The organism is Parvularcula bermudensis HTCC2503, from assembly GCF_000152825.2.
GTDB lineage: Bacteria > Pseudomonadota > Alphaproteobacteria > Caulobacterales > Parvularculaceae > Parvularcula > Parvularcula bermudensis.
Genome location: NC_014414.1, coordinates 2,813,776 through 2,835,523, shown reverse-complemented (window position 1 = coordinate 2,835,523; position 21,748 = coordinate 2,813,776). Strand labels below are relative to the sequence as shown.

The following is a 21,748-nucleotide window of genomic DNA, read 5'->3' as shown; positions in this document are numbered from 1 at the left end:
ATGAGCGAACACGACCCTTCCCTCACTGGCCATGACCCGACAAAGAGCTGGGTGGCGGCGGTCATCGACTGGTCCGTCCGTAATCAGCTCATCGTGCTGGCCCTCGCGGCGGCGTTGGCTGTGGCGGGCTGGTTGGCCGTGCAGCGGACCCCCCTCGATGCCATCCCGGATCTCACCGACACTCAAGTGATCATCCGGACGGATTTCCCCGGCCAGTCACCGCAAATCGTCGAAGACCTTGTCACCTATCCTCTGTCGACGCAGCTTCTTGGGCTGCCGAAGACCAAGGACGTGCGCGGCGCATCGATGTTCGGAACGAGCTTCGTCTACGTCATATTCGAGGACGATGTGGACCTCTACTGGGCTCGCTCGCGGGTGGTGGAGGCGCTGTCCCGGCTGGGGGATGTTCTGCCGGATGCGGCAACCCCGCAGATCGGCCCGGACGCAACGGGGGTGGGCTGGGTTTATCAGTATGCACTGGTGGACCGGACGGGCGGAACCGATCTCGCCGAGCTGCGCTCGATCCAGGACTGGTTCCTGAAGCTCGAGCTTTCTGGCGTCGAAGGCGTCGCCGAGGTCGCCTCCGTCGGCGGGTATGTGCGCGAGTATCAGGTGCTGATCGACCCTAACCGCCTGCGGGCCTTCGATGTGCCCATCGGCCGGATCGCCGAGGCTGTCCGGACCGCGAGCGCAGAGGTCGGCGGGCGTGTCATCGAGCAGGGCGAGACGGAGTTCATGGTCCGCTCATCGGGCTATGTGGATGAGCGGGAAGACCTCGAACAGGCGGTCGTTTACGCCGAGGACGGAACGCCGGTGACCCTCGGCGACATCGCTCGCATCGTCGAGGGCCCAGCCCTGCGCCGCGGTGTCGTGGAGCTGAACGGCGAAGGCGAAGTCGTCGCCGGGATCGTCGTCATGCGCGACGGCGAGAATGCGCTGGAGGTGATCGACCGGGTCGAGGCGAAGCTCGACCAACTCCGCAACGGGTTGCCGGAGGGGGTCGAGATCGTGCCTGTCTACAATCGCGCGCCGCTCATCGAGGGCGCCGTGTCCTACCTCGAGCACAAGCTGATCGAGGAGGGGATCGCCGTGGCGCTCGTCACGCTGATCTTTCTTCTCCATGTGCGCGCGGCCTTTGTGGCGATCATCACCCTGCCGCTCGGTGTGCTGGGCGCTTTCCTGGTCATGTCCGGTCAGGGGGTGACGGCAAATATCATGTCACTGGGCGGCATTGCCATCGCCATCGGCGCCATGGTCGATGCGTCCATCGTCATGGTGGAGAACGCCAGCCGCAGGCTATCGGGAATTGACGATCCGTCCCCGGCGGAACGGCGCGCCGCCATCCTGACGGCAGCCAAGGAGGTGGGACCCGGTGTCTTCTTCTCTCTCCTCATCATCGTCGTCTCCTTCCTGCCGGTCTTCGCCTTGACGGGGCAGAGCTTCCGTCTGTTCTCGCCGCTCGCCTTCACCAAGACCTATGCCATGGCGTTCGCAGCACTCCTCTCGGTGACGCTGGTCCCGGTACTGATGATCTGGCTGTTGCGCGGGCGCATCCGGCGGGAGGAGGCGAACCCGGTGAACCGTTTCTTCGTCGCGGCGTACAAGCCGGCCCTCGCCCTCGCCATGCGGTTCCGGTGGCTGACCATCGGGCTCACGGCGCTCCTGATGCTGAGCGCCTTGATCCCGCTGTCGCGCACGGGATCGGAGTTCATGCCCGCGCTTTATGAGGGCGAGCTTCTTTATATGCCGTCCACCCTGCCGGGTGTTTCGCAGACCAAGGTGCGAGAGATCCTGGGGCAGACGAACCGGATCATCGCCGCCGTCCCTGAGGTCGAGAGCGTCTTCGGCAAGGCGGGGCGGGCGGACACAGCCACCGACCCTGCGCCGCTGACCATGATAGAGACATGGATCCGGCTGAAGCCGCGCGAGGAATGGCGCGACGGGATAACGCCGGACGCTCTGATCGACGACCTGAATGCCCGGCTTCAAATGCCGGGCCTCGTCAACAGCTGGGGATATCCCATCAAGATCCGTATGGATATGGTTTCGACCGGTGTGCGTACACCGGTGGGGATCAAGGTCACGGGAGACGATTTGGCCGAGATCGAAGGGATCGCCCAGGAGGTCGAGGCGGTGGTGACCGATATTCCGGGAACCCGCTCAGCCTTCGCCGATCGGGTTCTGGGCGGACGCTATCTCGAAATCCGCCCGGACCGGGCCGAGCTCGCCCGGCGCAATATCGACATGGGCACGTTCCAGATGGTCGTCCAGACCGCCATCGGGGGAATGCCTCTGTCGCAGAGCGTCGAAGGCCGAGAGCGTTACGACATCCTTCTGCGCTATGATCGTCCTTTCCGTGAGCGCCCCGAGGACCTCCAGAACATCCTCGTGCCCGGAGCGTCGGGCGCGCATATCCCGCTGGGCGAGGTGGCGGATATCGTCTTCGCCGAGGGCCCGCCCATGATCCGGTCGGAGAACGCAAGGCTGACGGGCTGGGTCTTCGTGGACATCGCTGGCCGAGACCTCGGCGGCTATGTGTCCGAAGCAAGGGAGGTGGTCGCCGATGCGGTCGAGTTGCCCCCCGGCTACGCCATCGAATGGTCAGGGCAATACGAGCAGCTTGAGAAGGCCGCCGCCCGGCTACAGATCGCCATTCCCGCTGCGGCGGGCCTGATCTTCCTGCTGCTCATGCTGCATTTCGGGCGTCTCGACCGGACGCTGATGATCATGGCGTCGCTCCCCTTCGGCCTTCTTGGCGGGCTCTGGGCGCTGTGGATCGCCGGATACGACTTCTCCGTTGCTGTCGCTGTCGGCTTCATCGCGCTCGGCGGGATCGCGGTGGAGACGGCTGTGGTGATGCTTCTCTATATCGATGCGCAGGTGCGCGAGGAGCGCCCCGGCGATCTCACGGCCCTTGTGCGGGCCGTCAGCCATGGCGCAGTCCTCCGCGTGCGGCCGAAGCTGATGACCGTCTTGACGATCATTGTCGGGCTGGCGCCGATCTTCTTCACCGAAGGTCTCGGGTCGGACGTGATGCGCCGCATCGCCCTGCCCATGCTGGGCGGGATGATCTCGACAACCCTCCTGACGCTGATCGTGATCCCCGTGATCTATACGGTCTGGGTCTCCCGCCAATTGGAAGATCGGCACGCTTCCGCTCCTGGCGACCGCCGTCCCGTGCCGCAAAATTGACCTGATAGGAGAAACTTCATGAAACCGATCATTTTACTGACCGCGTCAATGCTGGCCCTCACGGGCTGTGGGGGATCCGGTGACGCGACCGCGCCGGACAGCGCTGAGACGCCATCCGCACCCCATGACATGGCCGACCACGATATGCCCGGCCACGGCGGATCGATGGGCGAAGGCTCGGCCCACGGCGAGGGACGGATCGTTTCGGTAGATCTCGAGGGGCGTCGGATCGAGATCGATCATGGCCCGCTAGAAGGCGCCGATATGGGGGCGATGACCATGTTCTTCGGGACCACGCGCGATGTCGATCTGGAGACCCTCTCAGCGGGTGACGAGATCATGTTCATGGTCAAGCAGGGCCGCGACGGGTCCTGGCGGGTCACCCATGCGTGCGATCAGGGCGCGGAGATGAGCGACTGCATGGCCGAGATGGATCACTGATCCATGGTGCTCCTGCGATGGGCCGTCCGCCTTCACAAATGGCTTGCGCTGATCATCGGACTCCAGGTGATGCTCTGGATTCTCGGCGGCTTTGTGATGAGCGTTCTGCCCATCGAACGCGTCCGCGGTGAACACAAGATTGCCGACCACCCAACTCAGGCCGTGCGGCCCGGCGCCATCGTCTCCCTGCAGGAGGCGGTGGAGGCTGCCGGTATGGACGCTGTCGAGCAGTCGGCGCTGAGCCGTCTTCTCGGCGAGCCCGTCTGGGAGTTGCGCGGAGGGGCGCGTACCGCAATCGTCGATGCTGAAGCGGGAATCATCCTCTCGCCGATATCCGAAGAGCTCGCGAGGCGAGTGGCCGAATACGACTTCGCCGGCGATGGCCATGTCTCCACGGTACGGATGTTGAGTGATCCGCCCTCTGAATACGGACCGGGCGGGCCCGTCTGGCAAGTGCAGTTCGACGATGACGGAAACACGCGTCTGTATATCGATCCTGATACGGGGGTCGTCCGTGCCCGCCGTTCGGATACCTGGCGGCTGTTCGATTTCTTCTGGCGCCTTCACGTCATGGATTATGACGACGGCGCCGATTTTAACCACCCGCTGCTCATTATTTCGGCAGGACTTGGTCTGATCGTGTCTGTCTCCGGGCTGACGATTTTGGTGTTCCGAATGCGCCGTTCCTACGGACAGTGGCAATCCACACGACGGCGGCGCTGATGCGCAGCATACTTCCCGCTGCTTTGGTGCTCGGCGTACTTGTTCCTGCTCATCTCCTGCTGCCGCCCGAAGCGTCAGTCGCCCTCGGCGCCGTGACCCTCGCGGCCATTGCCGGCGCCTATATCGGTTTCGCCGCTGCCACCGGGCAGGTGAGGGCGCTGGTCGAAGAATTGGGCGGGGCCAGTCTTTTCGGCATCGCCGCGCTTCTCGGTCTGCTCTGGCATCCTGTCGTCATTCCGGTCGCGCTCATCCTGCATGCGGGCTGGGATCTTGACCATCACAGCAATCTCTTCCGGTCTGACGTGCCCGGATGGTATATCCCTTTTTGTGTCTGGATAGATGTCGGACTTGGTATGGTTCTTCTTGCGCTCTACCTGGGCTAACGATGTCAAGCCTGATGCGGGAACGCTTTGCGTCGGTCGTCACGGCTACAGGAAGGGATTCTCGATCCTGAGACCTCTCACGTCCTGTCCGTGCTGGAGATCCTCCGAATAGAGGGTTTTCGCGCCACAGCGCTGCGCGACGGCAAGGATCTGCGCATCCCACCAACTGAAGCGATATCGTTCGGCGAGCTCCATCGCGGTGTCCTGGTCTCTACTCAGAACGGTTTCGACGGCGCAGACGAGGCGGAGCGTCTCGATGTGAACGCGGATCGTCGGCCAGTCCAGACCCGCCTTGCGGTGTAGATTGACAGCGAATTCGGCGATTACCTGTGTCGAGACCCGCCGGTCGAGCCGATCCGATCGCAGGATCTCTTCGGCTCGGTCCGCTTTCCGGGTGTCGGCAGATAGAAGGTAGAGAAGGACGTTCGTGTCGATGAAAACCCGCGGCTCACCGCTCATGGGTGGCGTCGCGATCTATCTCGACGGTCTCGCTTAACCGGCCCCGTGCCTGGCGGAGGAGCGCGAAGCGCTCATCGAGGGTCAGGGCTCGCTCGACGCCGAACTGATGCTTCCCGAGAGAAAGAAGCTCAATGTCGTCGCCTTCTTTCAATCCGAGTTTATCGACGAGATCGGCGGGCAAGCGTACCGCCAAACTGTTTCCCCATTTCGACACTTGCATAGTGATGTCCGATCTAGATATACATCTTATCGTGTGTATATCATCTTTCGCCCGTCACATGTCAATGTCCAGTCTGTTCGCCGGTATCGGGGCGTCCTATAGCGGCCGAGAGGCAAACTGTGGCCGGTAAGAACTGTGCCACAAATCGGCCCGGGACTGTGCTACAAAATTTGTCTCGACATGAATTATGTCATTGATATATAAAGGGAAAAAGTTCGTTTCTAGGCCCGTCACTCGCGCCATTTTCTGCTCAACAGAAATTGGCCAAAGCATTGAAAGCAAATGGTTTCTCGTTTGTTCCGCGCGGGTGGTGCGTTCCAACCGGGGATCGAGCTACAAAATATCCCCAAAATGCGCTTCACCACTGCTCATGGTGAGGGGGCTGCCTCCCGAAAAGTGGTTCGGTCTTTGAGTTGGCTCTGGCTTCAATGAAGAACCCACCCTCGGCACTGCCGCGGGCGTCAGCATTGGCGAGGTCCCTCAGTCGTTCTGCGTGACGCGGGCGAGTAAGCTAGACGGGTCCAACGCGCCGAGCTTTTCTGATGCTCCTCAGTTAAGGCTAGAGCGAACTCGATACCCGAACAACTTTCTCGGGAGAAGACCGGCCATGATGAAATAATTCTCCCTACTGATGGAGTTGGGCGAAAGCTCTAGTGTTGTACTATCCAGTGCGGAATATAATTTGCGTCATGAATTTTTGCATGTTTTCAGGTTCGGACGGTGGGGAGTTGCAAGTGACCTCCGACTGTCGCCGTTCTCAAAATCTGCTAGTAAGGCGTCTAATCACTAAGGCGTGCCAATGCAGAACGATCTTTCATTCGAGAGGGCAAACGGCAGGGAACCCGCGAAGATAGTCAGGCTGCGATTGCACCCTTGGTGTCGTCTTGCCCTTCGTCTAGCGGTACTGATGGTCATGGCTGTTCCAGCCTCCGCGAGTGACGCAGGCGATATGGACGCGCACCAAGCTCTTGCCGGGCTGCGTTATGGGATCTCGGTGACCGATCTCGACGGCAATGTCCTTATCGCCCATCGTTCGGAAGAACGGTTCATGCCCGCGTCGAACGCGAAACTGTTCGTGACGGCAGCGGCGCTCGCGGCGGCGGCGGAATTGTCTGCGGTCGAGCGAGGGCTGCAGGTTATGTCAGTGCGCGGAAGCTCGGGATTGCCGAGCCTGACGCTGGTCGGCCGCGGAGACCCGACGGTCGGGTTTGGACCTGGTTGCGAAATGCCATGTCTGGAAACACTCGCTGAGGCTGTGGCGGATAGCGGAATCACGGAGATTGAAGACATCGTTGGCGACGACCGTTGGTTCGCTGACGAACGCCGTCCTCTCGGCTGGAGTTGGGACGATCTTAAGTTTGGCTATGCAACATCGATCTCATCGATCGCCGTCAACGACAACATCCTTCCCCTGAGGGTGCGGCCGTCTGAGTCGCCCGGGGCACAAGTACAAACGGCGTGGCTTGATGCGGGGGATGGATACTTCACCCTTCAAAACCAAGCAAAGACCAGCGCGTCCAGCGGTGAACTGGCCTTACGGCTAGAGCGGCGTGAGGGAGAGCGGGCCGCCAGACTCTACGGAGAAATGCCAAGCGGGTCGCGATCAATGACCCTCGATCTCGGCGTCGACGACCCCGCTCACCTGGCAGTTTGGTACTTCGAACAGGCCCTCAAGGCCGAGGGTGTGACTGTTCAGGGCGAGCTTCGATCACGGCATCGGGCCTTGCAGTATACGGATGAGACGATCAAGGCAGACTTGGATGATCCAGACTCGCCCAAGACGTGCCGCGTTTCTCCACCAGTAAAATCCGATGGAGTGGTTATCGCATCGCTCCCGGCAACGCCGATCCGCGACATCGTGAACACGATCAACCGCGATAGCCAAAATTTGTACGCTGAGGTCCTCCTACGGCAATTGGGGTGGATTGAGGGGACGGCCTCATCCTTTTGCGGACTGCTGCATATAGAACGCTTCTTGAACGATGTCGGTGTCCCTCGTTCCTCCTACGATTTCGCTGACGCGTCTGGCCTTTCCAGCTATAACCGTGTGACACCCGCCACCATAACAGCGCTCCTGCGATATGCGGCCGCTCAAGACTGGGGCGATGCCTACCGTGAAAGCTTGCCTGTTGGCGGCGCACCGATCGGTACGCTGAAATACAGATTTCGAGGAACAGCGCTGGAAAACAACGTCTTTGCAAAGACGGGGACGCTCAACCATGTCGACGCGCTGTCTGGCTACCTAGTAGCGCAAAGCGGAAAGGTGCTGGTGTTCTCGATCATCGTAAATGACCGGCCATTGGAGTCGCTCTCCGCGATGGAGCGGATTGAAAGCTTGCTGCTCCAAATAGCCGAGCAGCACTAGCGGCCGGTGGCGAGATGAGTTTGTTTCGGGCTTTGGCGGTCCGATCTTCACGAGCGCAGCAGGCTCGGCGCGCCGCCACTGCGGGAAGGGGTCGGGGAGCACCGGCGCGGCATCGGGCGAGTACGGCACCTCTTCGGGAATGAGAGCCGCGTCGAGGCGTGCTTTGAGCTGAGGCCAATCAATCCCTGCACCGATGAAAACGATCTCTTGCCGTCGGTCGCCGAGCGGTTCCCGCCAATTGTCTTTCATATAGGCTTCGATGGACTCGCCAGCCGGCCACCGCTCGCGCGGAACACTGGCCCACCAAGTGCCAAGCGGTAAGATGCTCGATAGCGCCCCGGCGAGAGAGAACTCCGCCACCCAATCTGGGCGAGTCGCGATCCAGAAGTGCCCCTTGGCTCGAATAACGCCAGCAAGCGGGCCATTGAGAAGTCTATGAATGGCTTCCGGTTCAAACGGCCGACGCGCCCGATAGACATATGACGTGACACCATATTCTTCGGTTTCCGGCGTATGGTCAGCATACCCATAGAGCTCTTTCGCCCACATCGGATGCTCATGCGCTTTATCGAAATCAAAGAGGCCCGTGTCCAATATGGTATCGGCGGGCACGTCTGAATAATTCGCCTCAATGATCCGGACATCCGCATTCAAACTGCGGATGATTTTGCGTGCAGCGTCCACTTGTTCGGGGCACGCGCCCTTCACGGTTGTTGAGAACGCGGTTGAGCAGCGTCGTCTTTCCTGCGCCGAGAAAGCCCGACAGGACGGTAACTGGGAGCCGATGGTCTTGATGGGTGTTCATGCCAATCCTGCAAAATGCAATAATATTGCATTTGATGACAGCGGCGGCGTTGGACGTCAAGGTGATATTCAGGCGCTTGCGTGGCCTTGCTAGCGACATTCCTCATATTGAAAGGCAGCGGCGTCAGCGCGCCAATGTCACGGGTCTTGGTGATTCCGCCGACAGTCCGCGCAACGGCCGAGCATTTCGATCGCAACAGTGTCGATGGCAAAATCCTCGGCATCCGCCCAGCCTTGGAGATAACCGGGGACCATGTCCCCCGTCATTTCGGTTGTCTGGCGGCACTCGGTGCACACCGCGATCGCCGCAGGCCCATGGCACTCGGCGCGGTCGCACGCGACGAAGGCGCTAAGCGTCTCGAGACGATGGACGAGGCCTGTGGCGACAAGGCGGTCGAGCGAGCGATAGGCGGTAGGGGCGGCGGTGACACCGAACGCGCGCAATTCGTCGAGGACCTGGTAGGCGGTGAGCGGACGGCCCGCGTCTTTCAGAATTTGGAGCACCCTACGGGCGTTCTTCGGGAGTTTCGGGGTCGGATCGGTCGTCGATGGATGACGGTGCGCGTTCATCGGCTTTCCCGTTCTGTTTCTTCACCACAAGAAGTGGCCGCGGACTTGGTGCAGGCCACATGCCTTCGCCGTTGACACTCACCATGTCGGGTATCACACATGCAACAAGATATCATTTCGCTTCCGAGGGATCGAGACCTATGAGCTATTTAAAGGTTGGCGCCAGCGCCCTTGCTATCGGAATCGGCTTTATCGGCTTGGTCCGTGCCGACGAAGGCATGTGGACGCCGGACCAATTGCCCGCGATCGCCGATGATCTGCGGGAGACGGGTCTGGAGCTTGATCCGGCCGCACTGACGGATCTGACCGGCTTTCCCATGGGCGCGGTCATTTCCCTAGGTGGCTGCACGGCGTCTTTCGTGTCCGATGAGGGTCTGGTCGTGACGAACCATCACTGCGCTCGGGGTTCGGTTCAGTATAACTCGACCGAAGAGAACAACTACCTCGCCGACGGGTTCCTCGCTGCGGCGAATACGGATGAACTCCCAGCAGCGCCCGGTACGCGCGTCTATGTGACGGTACAGGTTGACGATGTCACGGACCAGATCCGCAGCGGCATTGACGGTGAGATGTCTGGTGAAGAGGTCTTCGCCGCGATCGATGCAGCTGAAAAAGCGCTGGTGGCGGCGTGCGAAGAGCAGGCAGGCCACCGCTGTCAGGTCGCGTCCTTCTATGGCGGTTTGCAATACAAGTTGATCGACCGTCTCGAAATACGGGATGTGCGGATTGTCTATGCGCCGGGAGACAATATCGGAAAATATGGCGGCGACATCGATAACTGGATGTGGCCGCGACACACGGGCGATTTCGCTTTCTACCGCGCTTATGTGGGGCCGGATGGTCTGCCTGCCGACCACAGCGACGCGAATGTCCCTTTCGCGCCCGAGCACGTTCTCAAAGTTTCCGCTGGCGGCCTGGACGAAGGCGATTTCGTCATGGCGGCCGGCTATCCTGGCTCAACCCAGCGATACACGCGACTGGCCGAAGTGAAACATACTTTCGACTGGCAGTATCCGACCTTTGAAACCCTCCTGGCAAGGTGGATCGAAGCGATCGAGACGGCCGCGCCGAAGGGCTCCGATGCGCGCCTCAAATATGAGGCGCGCTTGGCCGGCCTCAACAACTACATGAAAAATCTAGGCGGCCAGATTTCCGGCGCCCGGCGGGTCAATCTGGTCGAGCGCCGGGCGGCGCGGGAGGCCGCGCTGAATGAATGGATAGCGGCTGACGGCGCGCGCGAAAAATTCGCCGCGACATTAGTCGAAGTCGATGCGCTCACTGAAGAAGGCGCCCAGGCACAACAGACCAACTGGGTCTATAATAACGCCACGCGCCCACAGCTTCTCTCCGCCGCGCAACGTCTCTACCGTCTGGCGAGGGAGCGCCAGAAGCCCAACACCGAGCGGGAAAGCGGCTATCAGGAACGCGACATGACGTTCTTCCGTGAGGGGATGCAGGCGATTGATCGTCGGTACGATCCGGTCGTCGACAAGGCCGAATGGATGTTGTTCATCGAAGACTACATGACCGCCGACGACAATGTCCGTGTGGAGGCATTCGATCGGGCGCTCGATCTGCCGCGGGATTGGGACCCGGAGAAGGTGTCGAAAATTCTGGATCGCTTCTACGACAGAAGTGAACTCGACGACGTCGAAACACGGCTGGCCCTGATGGAAGCGGACCCTGACCAGTTTGAGCGCAGCCGCGATCCCTTCATCAAGCTGGCTGTCGCGCTATACGACCATGAGATGGCGCTTGAGAACGCCGCAAAGGATCGTGCGGGCCGCATGGCCGAACTTCGTCCGGATTATATGCGTGCTATCATCGATTGGCAGGAAAGCCAGGGTTTTGCTGCCTACCCCGATGCAAACTCTACCCTGCGCGTGACCTACGGGACGGTACTTGGCGGTTCCCCGCAGGATGGCCTGCGCTATGATCCGTTCACGACGCTTGAAGGGCTCGCCGCCAAGGCGACCGGGGAGGCGCCGTTCGATGCGCCGGAGCGTCAGCTCGACGTGATTGAGGCGGGTGACTATGGATCCTATGCTCTGGAGGGGCTCGGCTCCGTCCCCGTCAACTTCCTCTCGAATCTCGACTCAACCGGCGGCAATTCCGGGTCCCCGACCTTGAACGCAAACGGCGAATTGGTCGGTTTGCTGTTCGATGGGACGATCGAAAGCGTGAACTCAGACTGGGATTTCGATCCGCGTACGACGCGGACCATTCATGTGGACTCGCGCTACATGCTTTGGGTCATGGAAAAGGTTGATGGCGCACAGCGGCTGATCGACGAAATGGAGATTGTGACGGAGGATTGATCGGTTCGGCTTTCACGTCCGGCTGCTGCGTAGGTGGTCGGCGCAGCTTTCACTCCATTTGAAGATTGACGTCATGACGAAATCCGAAAGTGCCGCGGTCCGCAGCATGCGTATGGCAGATGCATTGGGTGCCACTTTTTCGACCCTTTGCATCGTTCATTGCATCGCGCTGCCGGTCGTCGCGATCGTCCTTCCCACCCTGGTAGCGGTGGCTGAGGTTCCGATCGTTCATCAGACGCTGGCTGTCCTGACACTGCTTGCCAGCATCGCGGTGGTGTTTGGGTCTCGCCCTGTCGCTCGATGGTTCCTCGGCCTTGCGGCGCTTGGGAATGTCGCCGTACTGTATGCGGCTTTTGCGCCCATATCGGAGGACATGGAAAGGACGGTGACCGTCGGAGGTGCGGCGTTGCTCGCCGTCGCGCATTTCGGTCGTCTCGCCCGGCCGCACCGTACGCACACGACGCATTGCCGATAAAATCGTCGCGGCGCGCTGCCGATGCAAAGTGGGTTTCGCCAGCCTTCGGTCGGAAGCTTCGCCGGGACGGGTAGGGCGCAAATGCGCCTACCATCCCGGTCGGATCACGCGCCGATCAAGCCACCCCCGCTCTTGTGAATGATCATCACGCTGGGGCGAGGGGGCATGCCATCGGTAAAGTCAGGCCACCGCGTGGTCGGCGTCTCGAAGGTTGCGTCGTCGCCATCGCCAGGGTGCTGGACGGCGACGAACAGTGTCTCGCCATCGGGCGTGAACCGCGGACCGCACAGCTCGGCACCGATCGGCGCCCGGAAGAAGGCGCGTCCCGTCCCGCGGCTTTCGCCCTCTGTGGCCACAGCCCAGAGCCCGTCGGCAGGCCTGTCCCCTCATTGCCATCGGTCGCGACCCACAAGCGCCCCGACGGATCGATCGCGCAATTGTCCGGCGAGCCGAACCATCCGTTTTCGGACGTTTCCGGGTTCCATGTCGCCCCGACGCTCCCGTCGGCGGGGTCGCCGCATCGTACCAGGATTTCCCAACCGGAACGGGTCGCCGTGAAGTCGCCATCCGGCTCTACGATCTCGATGATGTGTCCGAACGCGTTATTGGCACGCGGATTTGCCGCATCGACCTGCTCTTCGGTGCGCCGCGTATTGTTGGTGAGCATGACATAGACCCGCCCGCTCTTCGGATCCGGCTCGACGTCCTCCGGCCGGTCCATGGGGGTTGCGCCCAAAAGATCCGCAGCCCGGCGGGTTTCGATCAGAACGTCCGCCTGGGAAGCAAAACCGTTCGCTGCGGTGAGCGGCCCATTGCCGTGAATGAGGGGCATCCATTCGACCGTGCCGTCCGCGTCGAAGCGGGCGACGTAGAGCGTCCCATCGTCCAGCAGGTCCATGTTGGCGGCGCGGTTCGCGGGATCGACCGGACGAGCGCTGACGAACTTGTAAACGTAATCAAAGCGCTGGTCATCGCCCATATAGACGACAACGCGCCCATCCGGCGCCACCACGCTCTCGGCACCTTCGTGCTTGAACCGTCCGAGGGCGGTGCGTTTCTTCGGGGCGGAAGTCGGGTCGAGAATGTCGACCTCGACTACCCAGCCGAACCGGTTTGGCTCGTTCGGTTCCTTCGACACATCGAACCGGTCGAAATGGCGGCCCCAGGCGTACCAGCCGCCGGGGACACCGTAGCGGGCATAATTCACCGTTTCCGGATGGTTCGCCGGTAATTCGCCGAGGAAGTTGCCGTTGAAGTTCTCTTCCGTCATCAAATAGGTACCCCAGGGCGTAATCCCCCCGGCGCAGTTGTTCATGGTCCCGATGACGCGTTGGCCCGTCGGATCGTCGGATGTCTTCAGCCGGTCGGACCCGGCCGCGGGCCCGGTGATGTCCATCGCCGTGGAGCGGGTCGTGATCCGACGGTTGTAGCGAGACGAGACATCGAGCTGCCAGGTGCCGTCGGACTGCTGAACAATTTCGACGATCGACCCGCCCTGGGCCGCCATTTCGACGTCGCATTCGGCGGCCGAGATCTCCCGGTCCGTCAGACCCGGGAACATGAGGTTGGTGCTCGTGTATTCGTGATTGACGCAGAGCAATCCGCGCGCGGCCCCCGATGCGGTCGTGGGTAGGGGGTAGAAGCCGATGAAGTCGTTATTATACCCGAACTGACGTTCCTGCGCTGCGGCGGTCTGGGACATCACGTCGAACGCCGGAGCGTCCGGAAACAGGGGGTCACCCCAGCGCAGCAGGATGTCGGCACGGTAGCCGCTCGGCACGTGGTGGGTCCCGTCCATCCCCCGCGCGATTTCGTCGAAGCGGAACGGACTGCGGAACGGAATGGGGGCTGACGACACCCGCGGGCGCGATCCCCTCGTCGCACAGCCGGTCGCCGCCAGAGCGCCGACTGCGCCGAGGCCCATGAGCAGCCCGCGTCGCGACAATCGGGTCTCGATCACATCGCCGATGGTGGCGGCGCCCGTCCCGATGCGGGGATTTACCGGTGTGTTTTCACTATCATCCACGGCCCCGACTCCTTTTCGTCGTTCAGCAATCACAGGACTTAAGCGCGGTTTGTGACTGTCCTTTGATCGGTCACGGTGTTGATACCGAAGGCCAAGACGTGATTGTATCACGGGCGGAACGCTGAGGCGCTACCTGCATTGACAACCGGAAGGCCCTGACAGGAGGAGTCGTTGATGAGTAGAACGACGCTCGGAATCGTAGCGCTCGCCATGGCGGGCAGCCCCGCCGCCGCTCAAGAGTCAGAAGTTGAGAATGCTATGGTCGCCAAGGCGATCGACGAAGATGTTGACGTCATTGATGACTCCGAAGACGCGGTTTCGGAATAGCCTAATTCAATAAAGCGGTCGGCGGCGGGACAGTGATCTGTCAGGGGTCACGGCGCATACCCGACCCATCCGTGCCAGGTGAACGCTGAATAGAAGGATGTCACCTCTCGCAGTCCCGCCTTAAGAAGAATCTGGGCATCGGTCTCCGGATCGAACAGGTCCCTACTCGCGGCCACCGCATCGCGTGCCTTGCCTGCCATCTCGGGATCGGCGCCGGACGCAACGGCAAACGCCGCATACCGATCAAGCCATTGGTGCTTTGAGGCATCATTTTGCGCAAAACTTGAATGAACGACCACGAAGGGCGCGCCGGGCTTCAGTCTTTGGATGATCTCGCTGGCCGTCCGTCGGCGCTCCTCCATCGGAAGGAAGTGAAGGGTGAGGAGGCTCGTGGCCCCATCGAACGGACCTTCCGGCGCGGTGTCGATGAAGCCATGATGCAGCTCGATCCGGCTTGTGTGTTCCGCCGTCAGGGCTCGCGCCTGCTCAATCATTGGGGCCGCCGGATCGACGCCCGTGAATTGCCATGAAACGTGGGCCGCGGCAAAGGACAACAGCTCCAGCCCGCCACCGGCACCGTGCACGAGCACATGGCCATGTTCCGGCACGCGCTCGGCAAGGAGAACCGACGTCATCCGGTGCACGTCCCAAAAGCCCGGCATGAACTTCGGCGGTCCGTCCTTATACCGCGCCGCCTGCTCCGCATCGTCGAACATGGTGAGGAACGGGTTTCGGACAGGGTCGTCAGTGGTCTGCATAGCTATCTGCTTTCCCTAGATCCGGCCGAGCAACCATTCGCTCGTGAAAATCACGGCTCAGGTCGGCGAGAGTGACATTGCCGAAGCGATCAAGGAGGACCGCCTCGGCCGCGTCGAGCGCGTCGCCGAGTGCCGCGTTCACGGCTTGCTCGACAGCACATTGTGACGCTTCGTTACGGTGCCCCATGCCGAAAAGAGGGGGGTGGCCAAGGGCTTGGTACACATCACGCAACGTCGTCTTCGACAGGTTGCAGGTTAGGGTCCAGCCGCCCCCATGACCCTTCTCGGAGGCGACGAGCCCCTCGTCCCGCAGGCCAGCCATGACCCGGCGCACCACGACAGGATTGGTGGCCATGGCCTTGGCCAATCGCTCCGACGTCATCGGGGCGTCGGCCTCTGCAAGATGGAGGAGGACGTGGAGGGCGCCGGAGAGACGACTATCGCGTTTCATGAAACATCTGATGTTGCGTGAGCGAAGGGAAGTCAATACAAGAGGTCAGTGAGGATCCTCTCGCGCAATTTGCTGTGCTGCTTCGGGATGCAGGCAGCAGGGGCAATAGCATGAAGGTGGTTGACCGGGGCAGGCGGGTAATGGGGACAGCAGCGCTTGCGCTGCTATTCACCCTTGTCCAGGCTATTGTCACCGTCCATCACCATGATGGTAAGGGGGGCCACGGCGAAGCGCCCCTCCATGCATGCGAGATCTGCCTCTTCGCGGCAACGCAGCCTGACGATGTGGGGCTCCCCCCCGCCGATGCAGGCGAGCTAGAGCCTCGAGCGATCTTGAGCCCGCTGAATTGGGCCGCTCAGAGGGAGATCAACCCCTTGGCTGCCTTCTGGGGAGCGGACGCCCGCGCGCCCCCCTCATGGTCAGTGTACCGCTGACCTGTTCTCCCCTTGATCCCGCGGCTGCTCTCCACACGGATGGCATAGGCCGCGAGTATACAGATGACTTCGTACGATGTCGGGACCGTCAGCACAAAAGTTTGCCTGTACCGTTTCTCTGTCACGAGGTTTGTCATGACGTCCCTTTTCCGTTCCGCGTATCTTCTCACTGCCTGTTCAGCCGTCGCGCTCCTGGCCCCCGTATCGGCCCAGGAGGCGGACGAAGATACCATCACTGTCGTCGGCATCCGCCAAGCCTATCAGGGTGATTTCGATCCGCTCGAAGTGCCGCAGGCAGAACTGACGCTCGACGCCGAAGTCTTGCGCAATGCGAATGCTCTCGATCTGAACGATGCCCTGGATCTCTCCGCCTCGGTGGCACGCCAGAACAATTTCGGTGGCCTGTGGAATGCCTTTGCGCTGCGCGGCTTCGTGGGCGATGCGAACCTGCCGAGCAACTACCTCGTGAACGGGTTCAACGCCGGTCGGGGTTTCGCAGGTCCTCGTGACCTCGCTGGCATCGAAAGCGTTGAGGTGCTGAAAGGTCCGCGCGCGGCGCTGCTCGGCCGAGGTGAGCCGGGCGGGACGATCAACCTGGTCACCAAGCGACCGACCTTCGATCCAGAAAGCGAAATCCGACTCTCGGCGGGGAGTTTTGACACCTACCGTGCCGACGCGGATGTGGACCTTGTCGTGGCGGACAATATCGGGCTGCGTCTCGTCGGGTTCTACGAGGATGCTGAGAGTTTCCGCGACACCATCGAAACGACGAAGTTGGGGGTCTATCCGTCTGTTGCTGTGCAGCTCACGCCCCGGTCAAAGGTTGTCTACGATCTAGAGTATACGGACCAGGAAGTGCCGTTTGACCGCGGGGTCGTCGCCGTCGAGAACGAGCTTGGCGTGATTCCCATCGAGACCTTTCTGGGCGAGCCCGGCAATGGCCCGATGGATGCCGAGGTGATCGGCCATCAATTCGAGCTGCAGACGGACTTCTCCTCGAACTGGAGCGGTCTCTTCGGCGTCAACTATCGCGACACGTCGCTCGAAGGTTTCGACACGGCGGCTACCCTGTCCGGTTCCCGCCAATTCCTGTTCGTTGACGGTGAGAACATGTCTCGCGAGCGGCGCTTCCGGGACTATGACGCGACCTATTTCGTCGTTCGCGGGGAGATCGCCGGTGAGTTCAGCACCGGCAATCTTGAGCACCGTATCCTGATCGGTGCGGACATGGACGAGTTCGAGAACGATCAGGTGTTCCTGCGCGCTCGTGGGGGCGGCATTCAGGACGGGGAAAGCCCGACCGACCCGACCGTTGCCGAGCGCCTTCAGGTCATCAACATCTTCGATCCTGTCTACGGGCAGTTCGATCTGCCCACGCCCAGCCCGCTGACCGACCGCATGGAAACGCAAGAATCGGTGGGCATCTTCATCCAGGACCAGATCAGCCTGACCGACCGCCTCGATATCCGGATCGGGGCGCGATATGACGATTTCAGCAGTAAGCTGAATAACCGCGCGGCGGATAGCGTGACTGAGGTGAGCGACACCCGCGTCAGCCCCCAGTTCGGTATCGTCTATCAGGTGACCGATGCCGTCTCGCTTTACGCCGCCTATGGAGAGAACTTCCGTCCCCTGTCCGGCGGGCTCGATCCAAACACCTCTGTCTCGACCGAGGCGGGGGTGAAGTTCGAGCTGCGCGATGGCGCCTTAGTCGGGACGGCGACGGTCTTCCTCGTCGAGCAGGAGAACATCTCGACGGTCGATGAGAACTTCAACGCTACAGCGATCGGGGAGGCGCAAAGCACCGGCTTTGAATTCGACCTGAACGGCGAGATTAAGGAAGGCCTCGATCTGTGGTTCTCCTACGCCTATGTCGATGCGCAGACGGAGAATGATTTTAACGATCCTGACTTCGGCGTCACCATCTCTGCCGGTCAGCGCCTCCTCAACATTCCCGAACATCAGTTGGCGGTCCAACTGGTCAAGGACTTCGCGGTGCATGGCCTTCCCCTCCGCGTAGGAGGCGGGGTCACTCACGTCGGCGACCGCCTTGGCCAGTTCGGTGATTTCTTCGGCCAGGGTCTCGGTGACTTCGAACTCCCCGCCTACACGGTCGCGCGGGCCTTCGCCGAATATGACCTGACCGAAGCCGTCAGTCTGCGGGCGGACGTCGATAATCTGTTCGATGAGGAATACTACTCGAACTCCTACTCCCAGCTTTGGGTCGAGCCGGGGGCGCCGCGGAATTTCCGCGTCTCCGCCTCGTTCAAGTTCTGAAGGATCACCCCCATGCGATTGAAAGCTGAAAACCTCCGTGTGGCCCGTTCCGGAGCGGAAGTGCTGAGAGGCATCTCCTTTTCCGTCGGAGAAGGTGAGATCTACGCGCTCTTGGGCGGTAATGGCGCCGGCAAGTCGACGACCCTGCTGACGTTCTTGGGTTTTCTCGCCCCGTCAGGTGGCGAGGTCACGGTGAATGGCAAAAGCGTTCCGCAGGATGTGGGAGGGGCAAGACAAGCCATCGCGTTCCTGCCCGAAGCGGCGTCGCTCTATGAGCACATGAACGCCAGGGAGAACCTACGCTATTTTCTATCCCTCGCGGCAACCCCGCGTTCGTCGTCGGCGATAGAAGAGGCGCTCACGCGGGTGTCTCTTGCCGAGGAAGCCAGAGGACGGAAGATGAAGGGCTACTCCAAGGGGGTGCGCCAGAAGGTGGCCATTGCGCTCGCTATCCTTCGGGATACGGACATCCTCCTGATGGATGAGCCGACCAGCGGCCTCGATCCCATTGCCATCGATGAGTTCCACGCCCTGACTCGCAGCCTCGCCGATGATGGAAAAACCGTCCTCATGGTCACCCATGATGTGTACGGGGCCTGTCAGGTTGCCGGGCGGATCGGCCTTTTGCGGCGCGGGGTTCTCGTTGACGAATTTACTGCACCGGAGGGCGGCTCCATCGATACCGAAACCGTCCACCGCGCCTTTGCCGAGCGGGAGGCCGCATGAACACCGTACTGACCATTGCGGCGGATGAGTGGCGCTATTGGCGCCGGTCCCACCTCGCCCTCGCGGGTTTCGTTCTCTTCGCGGTACTGATCGTCGCAACGTCGATCATCACGACCAGTCGGATTGCCGAAGATCGCCACGTGCGAGACCACCAGCAGGAGCAGGCGGAAGAAACCTTCCTTGCCCAGCCGGATCGCCACCCCCACCGGATGGTGCACTATGGGCACTATGTCTTTCGTACCCCGGTGCCGTTGGCGATCTTCGATCCGGGCGTCGATCCGGTTACGGGGCAATCCATCTTCCTCGAAGGACACCGACAGAACTCGGCGATGTTTGCCGAGACCCGCGCCAGTGCGGATCTTGGGGGCATGGCGCTCCTGACGCCGGCATTCGTCTATCAGGTCATTGCGCCGCTGCTGGTCATCCTTCTGGGACACAGCGCCATCGTTCGAGAGCGTGAGAGCCGAACCCTCGCGCCGCTTCTCGCTCAGGGTGTTGGCGGTCGCACATTGTTGGCGGGTAAGCTCGTCGCGCTGGTGGGGGCGATTGTGTTGCTCCTGGTGCCGCTGTTCGTGGTATCGGGTATGGCCTTGGCTGCCGGCGAGGTCTTCCTCAGCGTTGTCTCAATCGCGCTCTCCTATTTCGTCTATCTCGTCCTCTGGGGGCTGATGACCTTAGTCGCGAGCACAGCGTTGCGACGGCGCGCGAGCGTCCTGGCTGGGCTATCGGCCGTCTGGATCGCGGTCACGCTGCTCGTGCCCGCGATCGGCGTCAGTGCCGCCGCTTATATCGCGCCAGTGCCGGGCAAGATCGAAACCGATCTGGACATTCTCGAAGCGCTTCGGGAGGTCGGTGACGGCCACAATGCAAACGATCCCGCCTTTGCCCGCCTCCGCGACGACCTGCTGGAACAGTACGATGTGGAGACGGTCGAAGAGCTTCCAATTAACTTCCGCGGTATCGTCGCACAATATGCGGAAGGGGAGCTGACGCGAGTTCTGAATGAATATGCCGAAGGGCGGATGGAAGCGGAGCTGGAGCAATCCCATGTCCTCTCCCGGTTCGGATGGGCCTCGCCCATGTTGGCTCTTGGCGCAGCGTCCCGCGCCATTGCCGGGACCGATCTCGAAATGCACCACCGGTTCCTGCGGGAGGCGGAGCAGTTGCGCTTCGATTTCGTGCAGTCCCTTAATGAGGTTCATGCCGAACAGCTCACCTATGCAGATGACATCAACCGTAGCAGCGACACCGAAGCCGAACGCCGGACGCGGGTGTCGTCCGAGAATTGGTCCGTACTAGATGAGTTTGAGTTCACCGCGGCGCCCGCCTCGGTCAGGCTGTCCCATGCCGGATCGCCCCTCATCATGCTGATCGTCTGGTCCGGTCTCATGCTCGCACTCAGTCTTCATCTTTCACGAAAGCTCCAGCCATTAGCATCGCATCGTCTGTCTCTCGGGAAACAGCCTTCATGTTGCGGGACCGGTCGGTGATCGTCTGGTTGCTCATCGTCCTGTTCCTGTCGTCCTTCGCCGTCTGGTCGGGTCTTTCGGAAGTTGCGGAACAGCGAGCAACGATCGATGAGCTGATCGAGATGGACCGGGAAGGCCGGACAGCCCAGCTCGCCAAGCAGGAGGATTGGGGTGGGGCGGCCTATTACGGTTTCTATCTGACCTACGATCCGCCATCGGACTTTGCCTTTGCCGCGATGGGCCAACGCGATGCCGCACCGTGGAAACACCGCGTCCGAATGCTCGCCCTCGAAGGGCAGATTTATGAAAGCGATGTTGGGAATCCCGTGCTTGCGCTGGTCGGTCGGTTCGATTTCGCGTTCTTGGTCGCCGTCGTCGTGCCACTGATCCTGATCGTGATGCTCTACGATCTTCAGGCGACCGAACGTAGTGTGGGGCGGTATGAGCTTCTCACCGCCACGGCGGGGAGTGACGGATCGCTCTGGCGACTTCGTTCGCTGTTGCGAGCCGCTGCGCTGATCCTTTGCCTGCTGATCCCGCTGCTCATCGGCGGCTTGGTCGACGGGACGTCGCCAGGGAGGCTTTTCTTGGCTGTTGCGGTCGTCATCGGGTCCGTCGGCGTGTGGTGGGCTGTTTGCCTCTGGTTCGCCGCGCGGCAGCAGCCGGCCCCGGTGATCCTCGCGTCGCTTCTCGGGGTGTGGGCCCTTTTGGTCATCGTCTTTCCGGCGGCTGGAAAGATCCTCATTGAGCAGAGCATACAGGTCCCCACCGGCGGCGAGATCATCATGACGCAGCGTGAGGCGGTCAACGACGCCTGGGATCTGCCGAAGGAGGCGACGATGACGGCCTTCCTCGAGCGTCACCCCGAATGGGCGGATTTCGCGGCGGTGGAACGCGCCTTCGAGTGGAAGTGGTATTTCGCTTTCCAGCAGGTCGGCGATCAGAAGGCGGAAGCCTTGTCGGAGGCCTATCGCAACGGGCGTGCGGCGCGTGACCGGATGGCCGGCCGTCTCGCCCTCTTCTCGCCACCGGCGCTCGTGGAGCGGCGCTTTCAGCGTATTGCCGGGACGGATGCTGGTGCCATGCTCGACTACGAAGACCGGGTGCGTGCCTTTCATGCCGATCTTCGGGCGTTCTTCTACCCGAAGCTTTTCCGCGAGGAGCCGTTTGATTACGAGGCGCTGGATGATTTGCCTACATATGACGCAAGCTAGCGACGAATGACTCTGACCCGCTGCTGCCGGCGTCTTATCGATGCGGGGCGGTGGGAGGCGCTTCTGGTTAAGGCGTGAGCTTCGTGACGGAGACCGACTTCTCCCCTGCATTGAGG

General features: G+C 61.4%; 19 protein-coding genes and 2 pseudogenes. 12 read left to right on the top strand and 9 right to left on the bottom strand.

Going from position 1 to position 21,748, the window contains the following annotated elements:
* From PB2503_RS13220 to PB2503_RS13205, 4 genes are read left to right on the top strand one after another with little or no spacing between them, the layout of a single operon-like run.
* Complete coding sequence (locus PB2503_RS13220; protein ID WP_049782017.1) at window positions 1-3,192, top strand: efflux RND transporter permease subunit; 3,192 nt, start codon at window positions 1-3, stop codon at window positions 3,190-3,192.
* Between the two features lie 18 nt (window positions 3,193-3,210).
* Window positions 3,211-3,633, top strand: coding sequence for a copper-binding protein (locus PB2503_RS13215; protein WP_013301772.1), 423 nt, complete (start codon window positions 3,211-3,213; stop codon window positions 3,631-3,633).
* A gap of 3 nt (window positions 3,634-3,636) precedes the next feature.
* Window positions 3,637-4,356, top strand: a complete 720-nt coding sequence (locus PB2503_RS13210) for a PepSY domain-containing protein (RefSeq protein WP_013301771.1) — start codon at window positions 3,637-3,639, stop codon at window positions 4,354-4,356.
* Window positions 4,356-4,739 carry a hypothetical protein gene (locus tag PB2503_RS13205; RefSeq protein WP_013301770.1) on the top strand — a complete coding sequence of 128 codons (384 nt, stop codon included), beginning with the start codon at window positions 4,356-4,358 and terminating at the stop codon, window positions 4,737-4,739. The genes PB2503_RS13210 and PB2503_RS13205 overlap by 1 nt, the downstream gene beginning before the upstream one ends.
* 45 nt (window positions 4,740-4,784) lie before the next feature.
* Here the strand turns inward: PB2503_RS13205 and PB2503_RS13200 are convergent, their stop codons facing one another.
* The gene (locus PB2503_RS13200; protein WP_013301769.1) at window positions 4,785-5,198 is read right to left on the bottom strand and encodes a PIN domain-containing protein; all 414 of its coding nucleotides are present in this window, start codon (window positions 5,196-5,198) and stop codon (window positions 4,785-4,787) included.
* A complete protein-coding gene (locus PB2503_RS13195; protein WP_013301768.1) occupies window positions 5,188-5,418 on the bottom strand; it encodes an AbrB/MazE/SpoVT family DNA-binding domain-containing protein in 231 nt (76 codons plus the stop codon). Before PB2503_RS13195 ends, PB2503_RS13200 begins: the two co-directional genes overlap by 11 nt.
* Before the next feature lie 913 nt (window positions 5,419-6,331).
* On the opposite strand from PB2503_RS13195, the gene dacB reads away from it, so the two are divergent.
* Window positions 6,332-7,783 carry a D-alanyl-D-alanine carboxypeptidase/D-alanyl-D-alanine endopeptidase gene (gene dacB / locus PB2503_RS13190; RefSeq protein WP_158305857.1) on the top strand — a complete coding sequence of 484 codons (1,452 nt, stop codon included), beginning with the start codon at window positions 6,332-6,334 and terminating at the stop codon, window positions 7,781-7,783.
* 54 nt (window positions 7,784-7,837) lie between these two features.
* Here dacB and PB2503_RS15225 read toward each other — a convergent pair.
* The 3 genes and pseudogenes from PB2503_RS15225 to PB2503_RS13185 form a co-directional block, all read right to left on the bottom strand.
* Window positions 7,838-8,491, bottom strand: a pseudogene (locus tag PB2503_RS15225) (CobW family GTP-binding protein); the annotation flags it as partial.
* The gene (locus PB2503_RS15220) at window positions 8,412-8,588 is read right to left on the bottom strand and encodes a GTP-binding protein (RefSeq protein WP_202944385.1); all 177 of its coding nucleotides are present in this window, start codon (window positions 8,586-8,588) and stop codon (window positions 8,412-8,414) included. The pseudogene PB2503_RS15225 and the gene PB2503_RS15220, both read right to left, overlap by 80 nt.
* A gap of 137 nt (window positions 8,589-8,725) precedes the next feature.
* A complete protein-coding gene (locus PB2503_RS13185; RefSeq protein ID WP_013301764.1) occupies window positions 8,726-9,157 on the bottom strand; it encodes a Fur family transcriptional regulator in 432 nt (143 codons plus the stop codon).
* Window positions 9,158-9,297: 140 nt separating this feature from the next.
* Here PB2503_RS13185 and PB2503_RS13180 point away from each other — a divergent pair, with 140 nt between their 5' ends.
* Window positions 9,298-11,475 (top strand): S46 family peptidase, encoded by a 2,178-nt coding sequence (locus PB2503_RS13180; RefSeq protein ID WP_013301763.1) that lies wholly within the window; start codon window positions 9,298-9,300, stop codon window positions 11,473-11,475.
* A gap of 73 nt (window positions 11,476-11,548) precedes the next feature.
* Window positions 11,549-11,950 carry a MerC domain-containing protein gene (locus tag PB2503_RS13175; RefSeq protein ID WP_013301762.1) on the top strand — a complete coding sequence of 134 codons (402 nt, stop codon included), beginning with the start codon at window positions 11,549-11,551 and terminating at the stop codon, window positions 11,948-11,950.
* Window positions 11,951-12,054: 104 nt separating this feature from the next.
* Here PB2503_RS13175 and PB2503_RS13170 read toward each other — a convergent pair.
* Window positions 12,055-14,009 (bottom strand): annotated as a pseudogene (locus PB2503_RS13170) (PhoX family protein).
* A 141-nt stretch (window positions 14,010-14,150) separates the two neighbouring features.
* On the opposite strand from PB2503_RS13170, the gene PB2503_RS14760 reads away from it, so the two are divergent.
* Window positions 14,151-14,303, top strand: a complete 153-nt coding sequence (locus PB2503_RS14760; RefSeq protein ID WP_013301761.1) for a hypothetical protein — start codon at window positions 14,151-14,153, stop codon at window positions 14,301-14,303.
* Window positions 14,304-14,350: 47 nt separating this feature from the next.
* Here PB2503_RS14760 and PB2503_RS13165 read toward each other — a convergent pair whose 3' ends face one another.
* From PB2503_RS13165 to PB2503_RS14625, 3 genes are all read right to left on the bottom strand, one after another.
* Window positions 14,351-15,061 (bottom strand): class I SAM-dependent methyltransferase, encoded by a 711-nt coding sequence (locus tag PB2503_RS13165; protein ID WP_013301760.1) that lies wholly within the window; start codon window positions 15,059-15,061, stop codon window positions 14,351-14,353.
* Window positions 15,048-15,512 carry an Rrf2 family transcriptional regulator gene (locus PB2503_RS13160; protein ID WP_013301759.1) on the bottom strand — a complete coding sequence of 155 codons (465 nt, stop codon included), beginning with the start codon at window positions 15,510-15,512 and terminating at the stop codon, window positions 15,048-15,050. The genes PB2503_RS13165 and PB2503_RS13160 overlap by 14 nt, the downstream gene beginning before the upstream one ends.
* A 355-nt stretch (window positions 15,513-15,867) precedes the next feature.
* Entirely contained in the window at window positions 15,868-16,083 is a 216-nt protein-coding gene (locus tag PB2503_RS14625) for a hypothetical protein (protein WP_013301757.1), read from the bottom strand.
* On the opposite strand from PB2503_RS14625, the gene PB2503_RS13150 reads away from it, so the two are divergent.
* Genes PB2503_RS13150 through PB2503_RS13135 form a run of 4 tightly spaced genes read left to right on the top strand, consistent with a single transcriptional unit; the run spans window position 16,082 to window position 21,632 of the window.
* Window positions 16,082-18,223, top strand: a complete 2,142-nt coding sequence (locus PB2503_RS13150; protein WP_013301756.1) for a TonB-dependent siderophore receptor — start codon at window positions 16,082-16,084, stop codon at window positions 18,221-18,223. The genes PB2503_RS14625 and PB2503_RS13150 overlap by 2 nt on opposite strands.
* 12 nt (window positions 18,224-18,235) lie before the next feature.
* Window positions 18,236-18,949, top strand: a complete 714-nt coding sequence (locus PB2503_RS13145) for an ABC transporter ATP-binding protein (RefSeq protein WP_013301755.1) — start codon at window positions 18,236-18,238, stop codon at window positions 18,947-18,949.
* Window positions 18,946-20,439, top strand: a complete 1,494-nt coding sequence (locus PB2503_RS13140; RefSeq protein ID WP_013301754.1) for an ABC transporter permease — start codon at window positions 18,946-18,948, stop codon at window positions 20,437-20,439. Before PB2503_RS13145 ends, PB2503_RS13140 begins: the two co-directional genes overlap by 4 nt.
* Entirely contained in the window at window positions 20,418-21,632 is a 1,215-nt protein-coding gene (locus PB2503_RS13135; protein ID WP_013301753.1) for a DUF3526 domain-containing protein, read from the top strand. The genes PB2503_RS13140 and PB2503_RS13135 overlap by 22 nt, the downstream gene beginning before the upstream one ends.
* Window positions 21,633-21,748 lie beyond the last annotated feature (116 nt).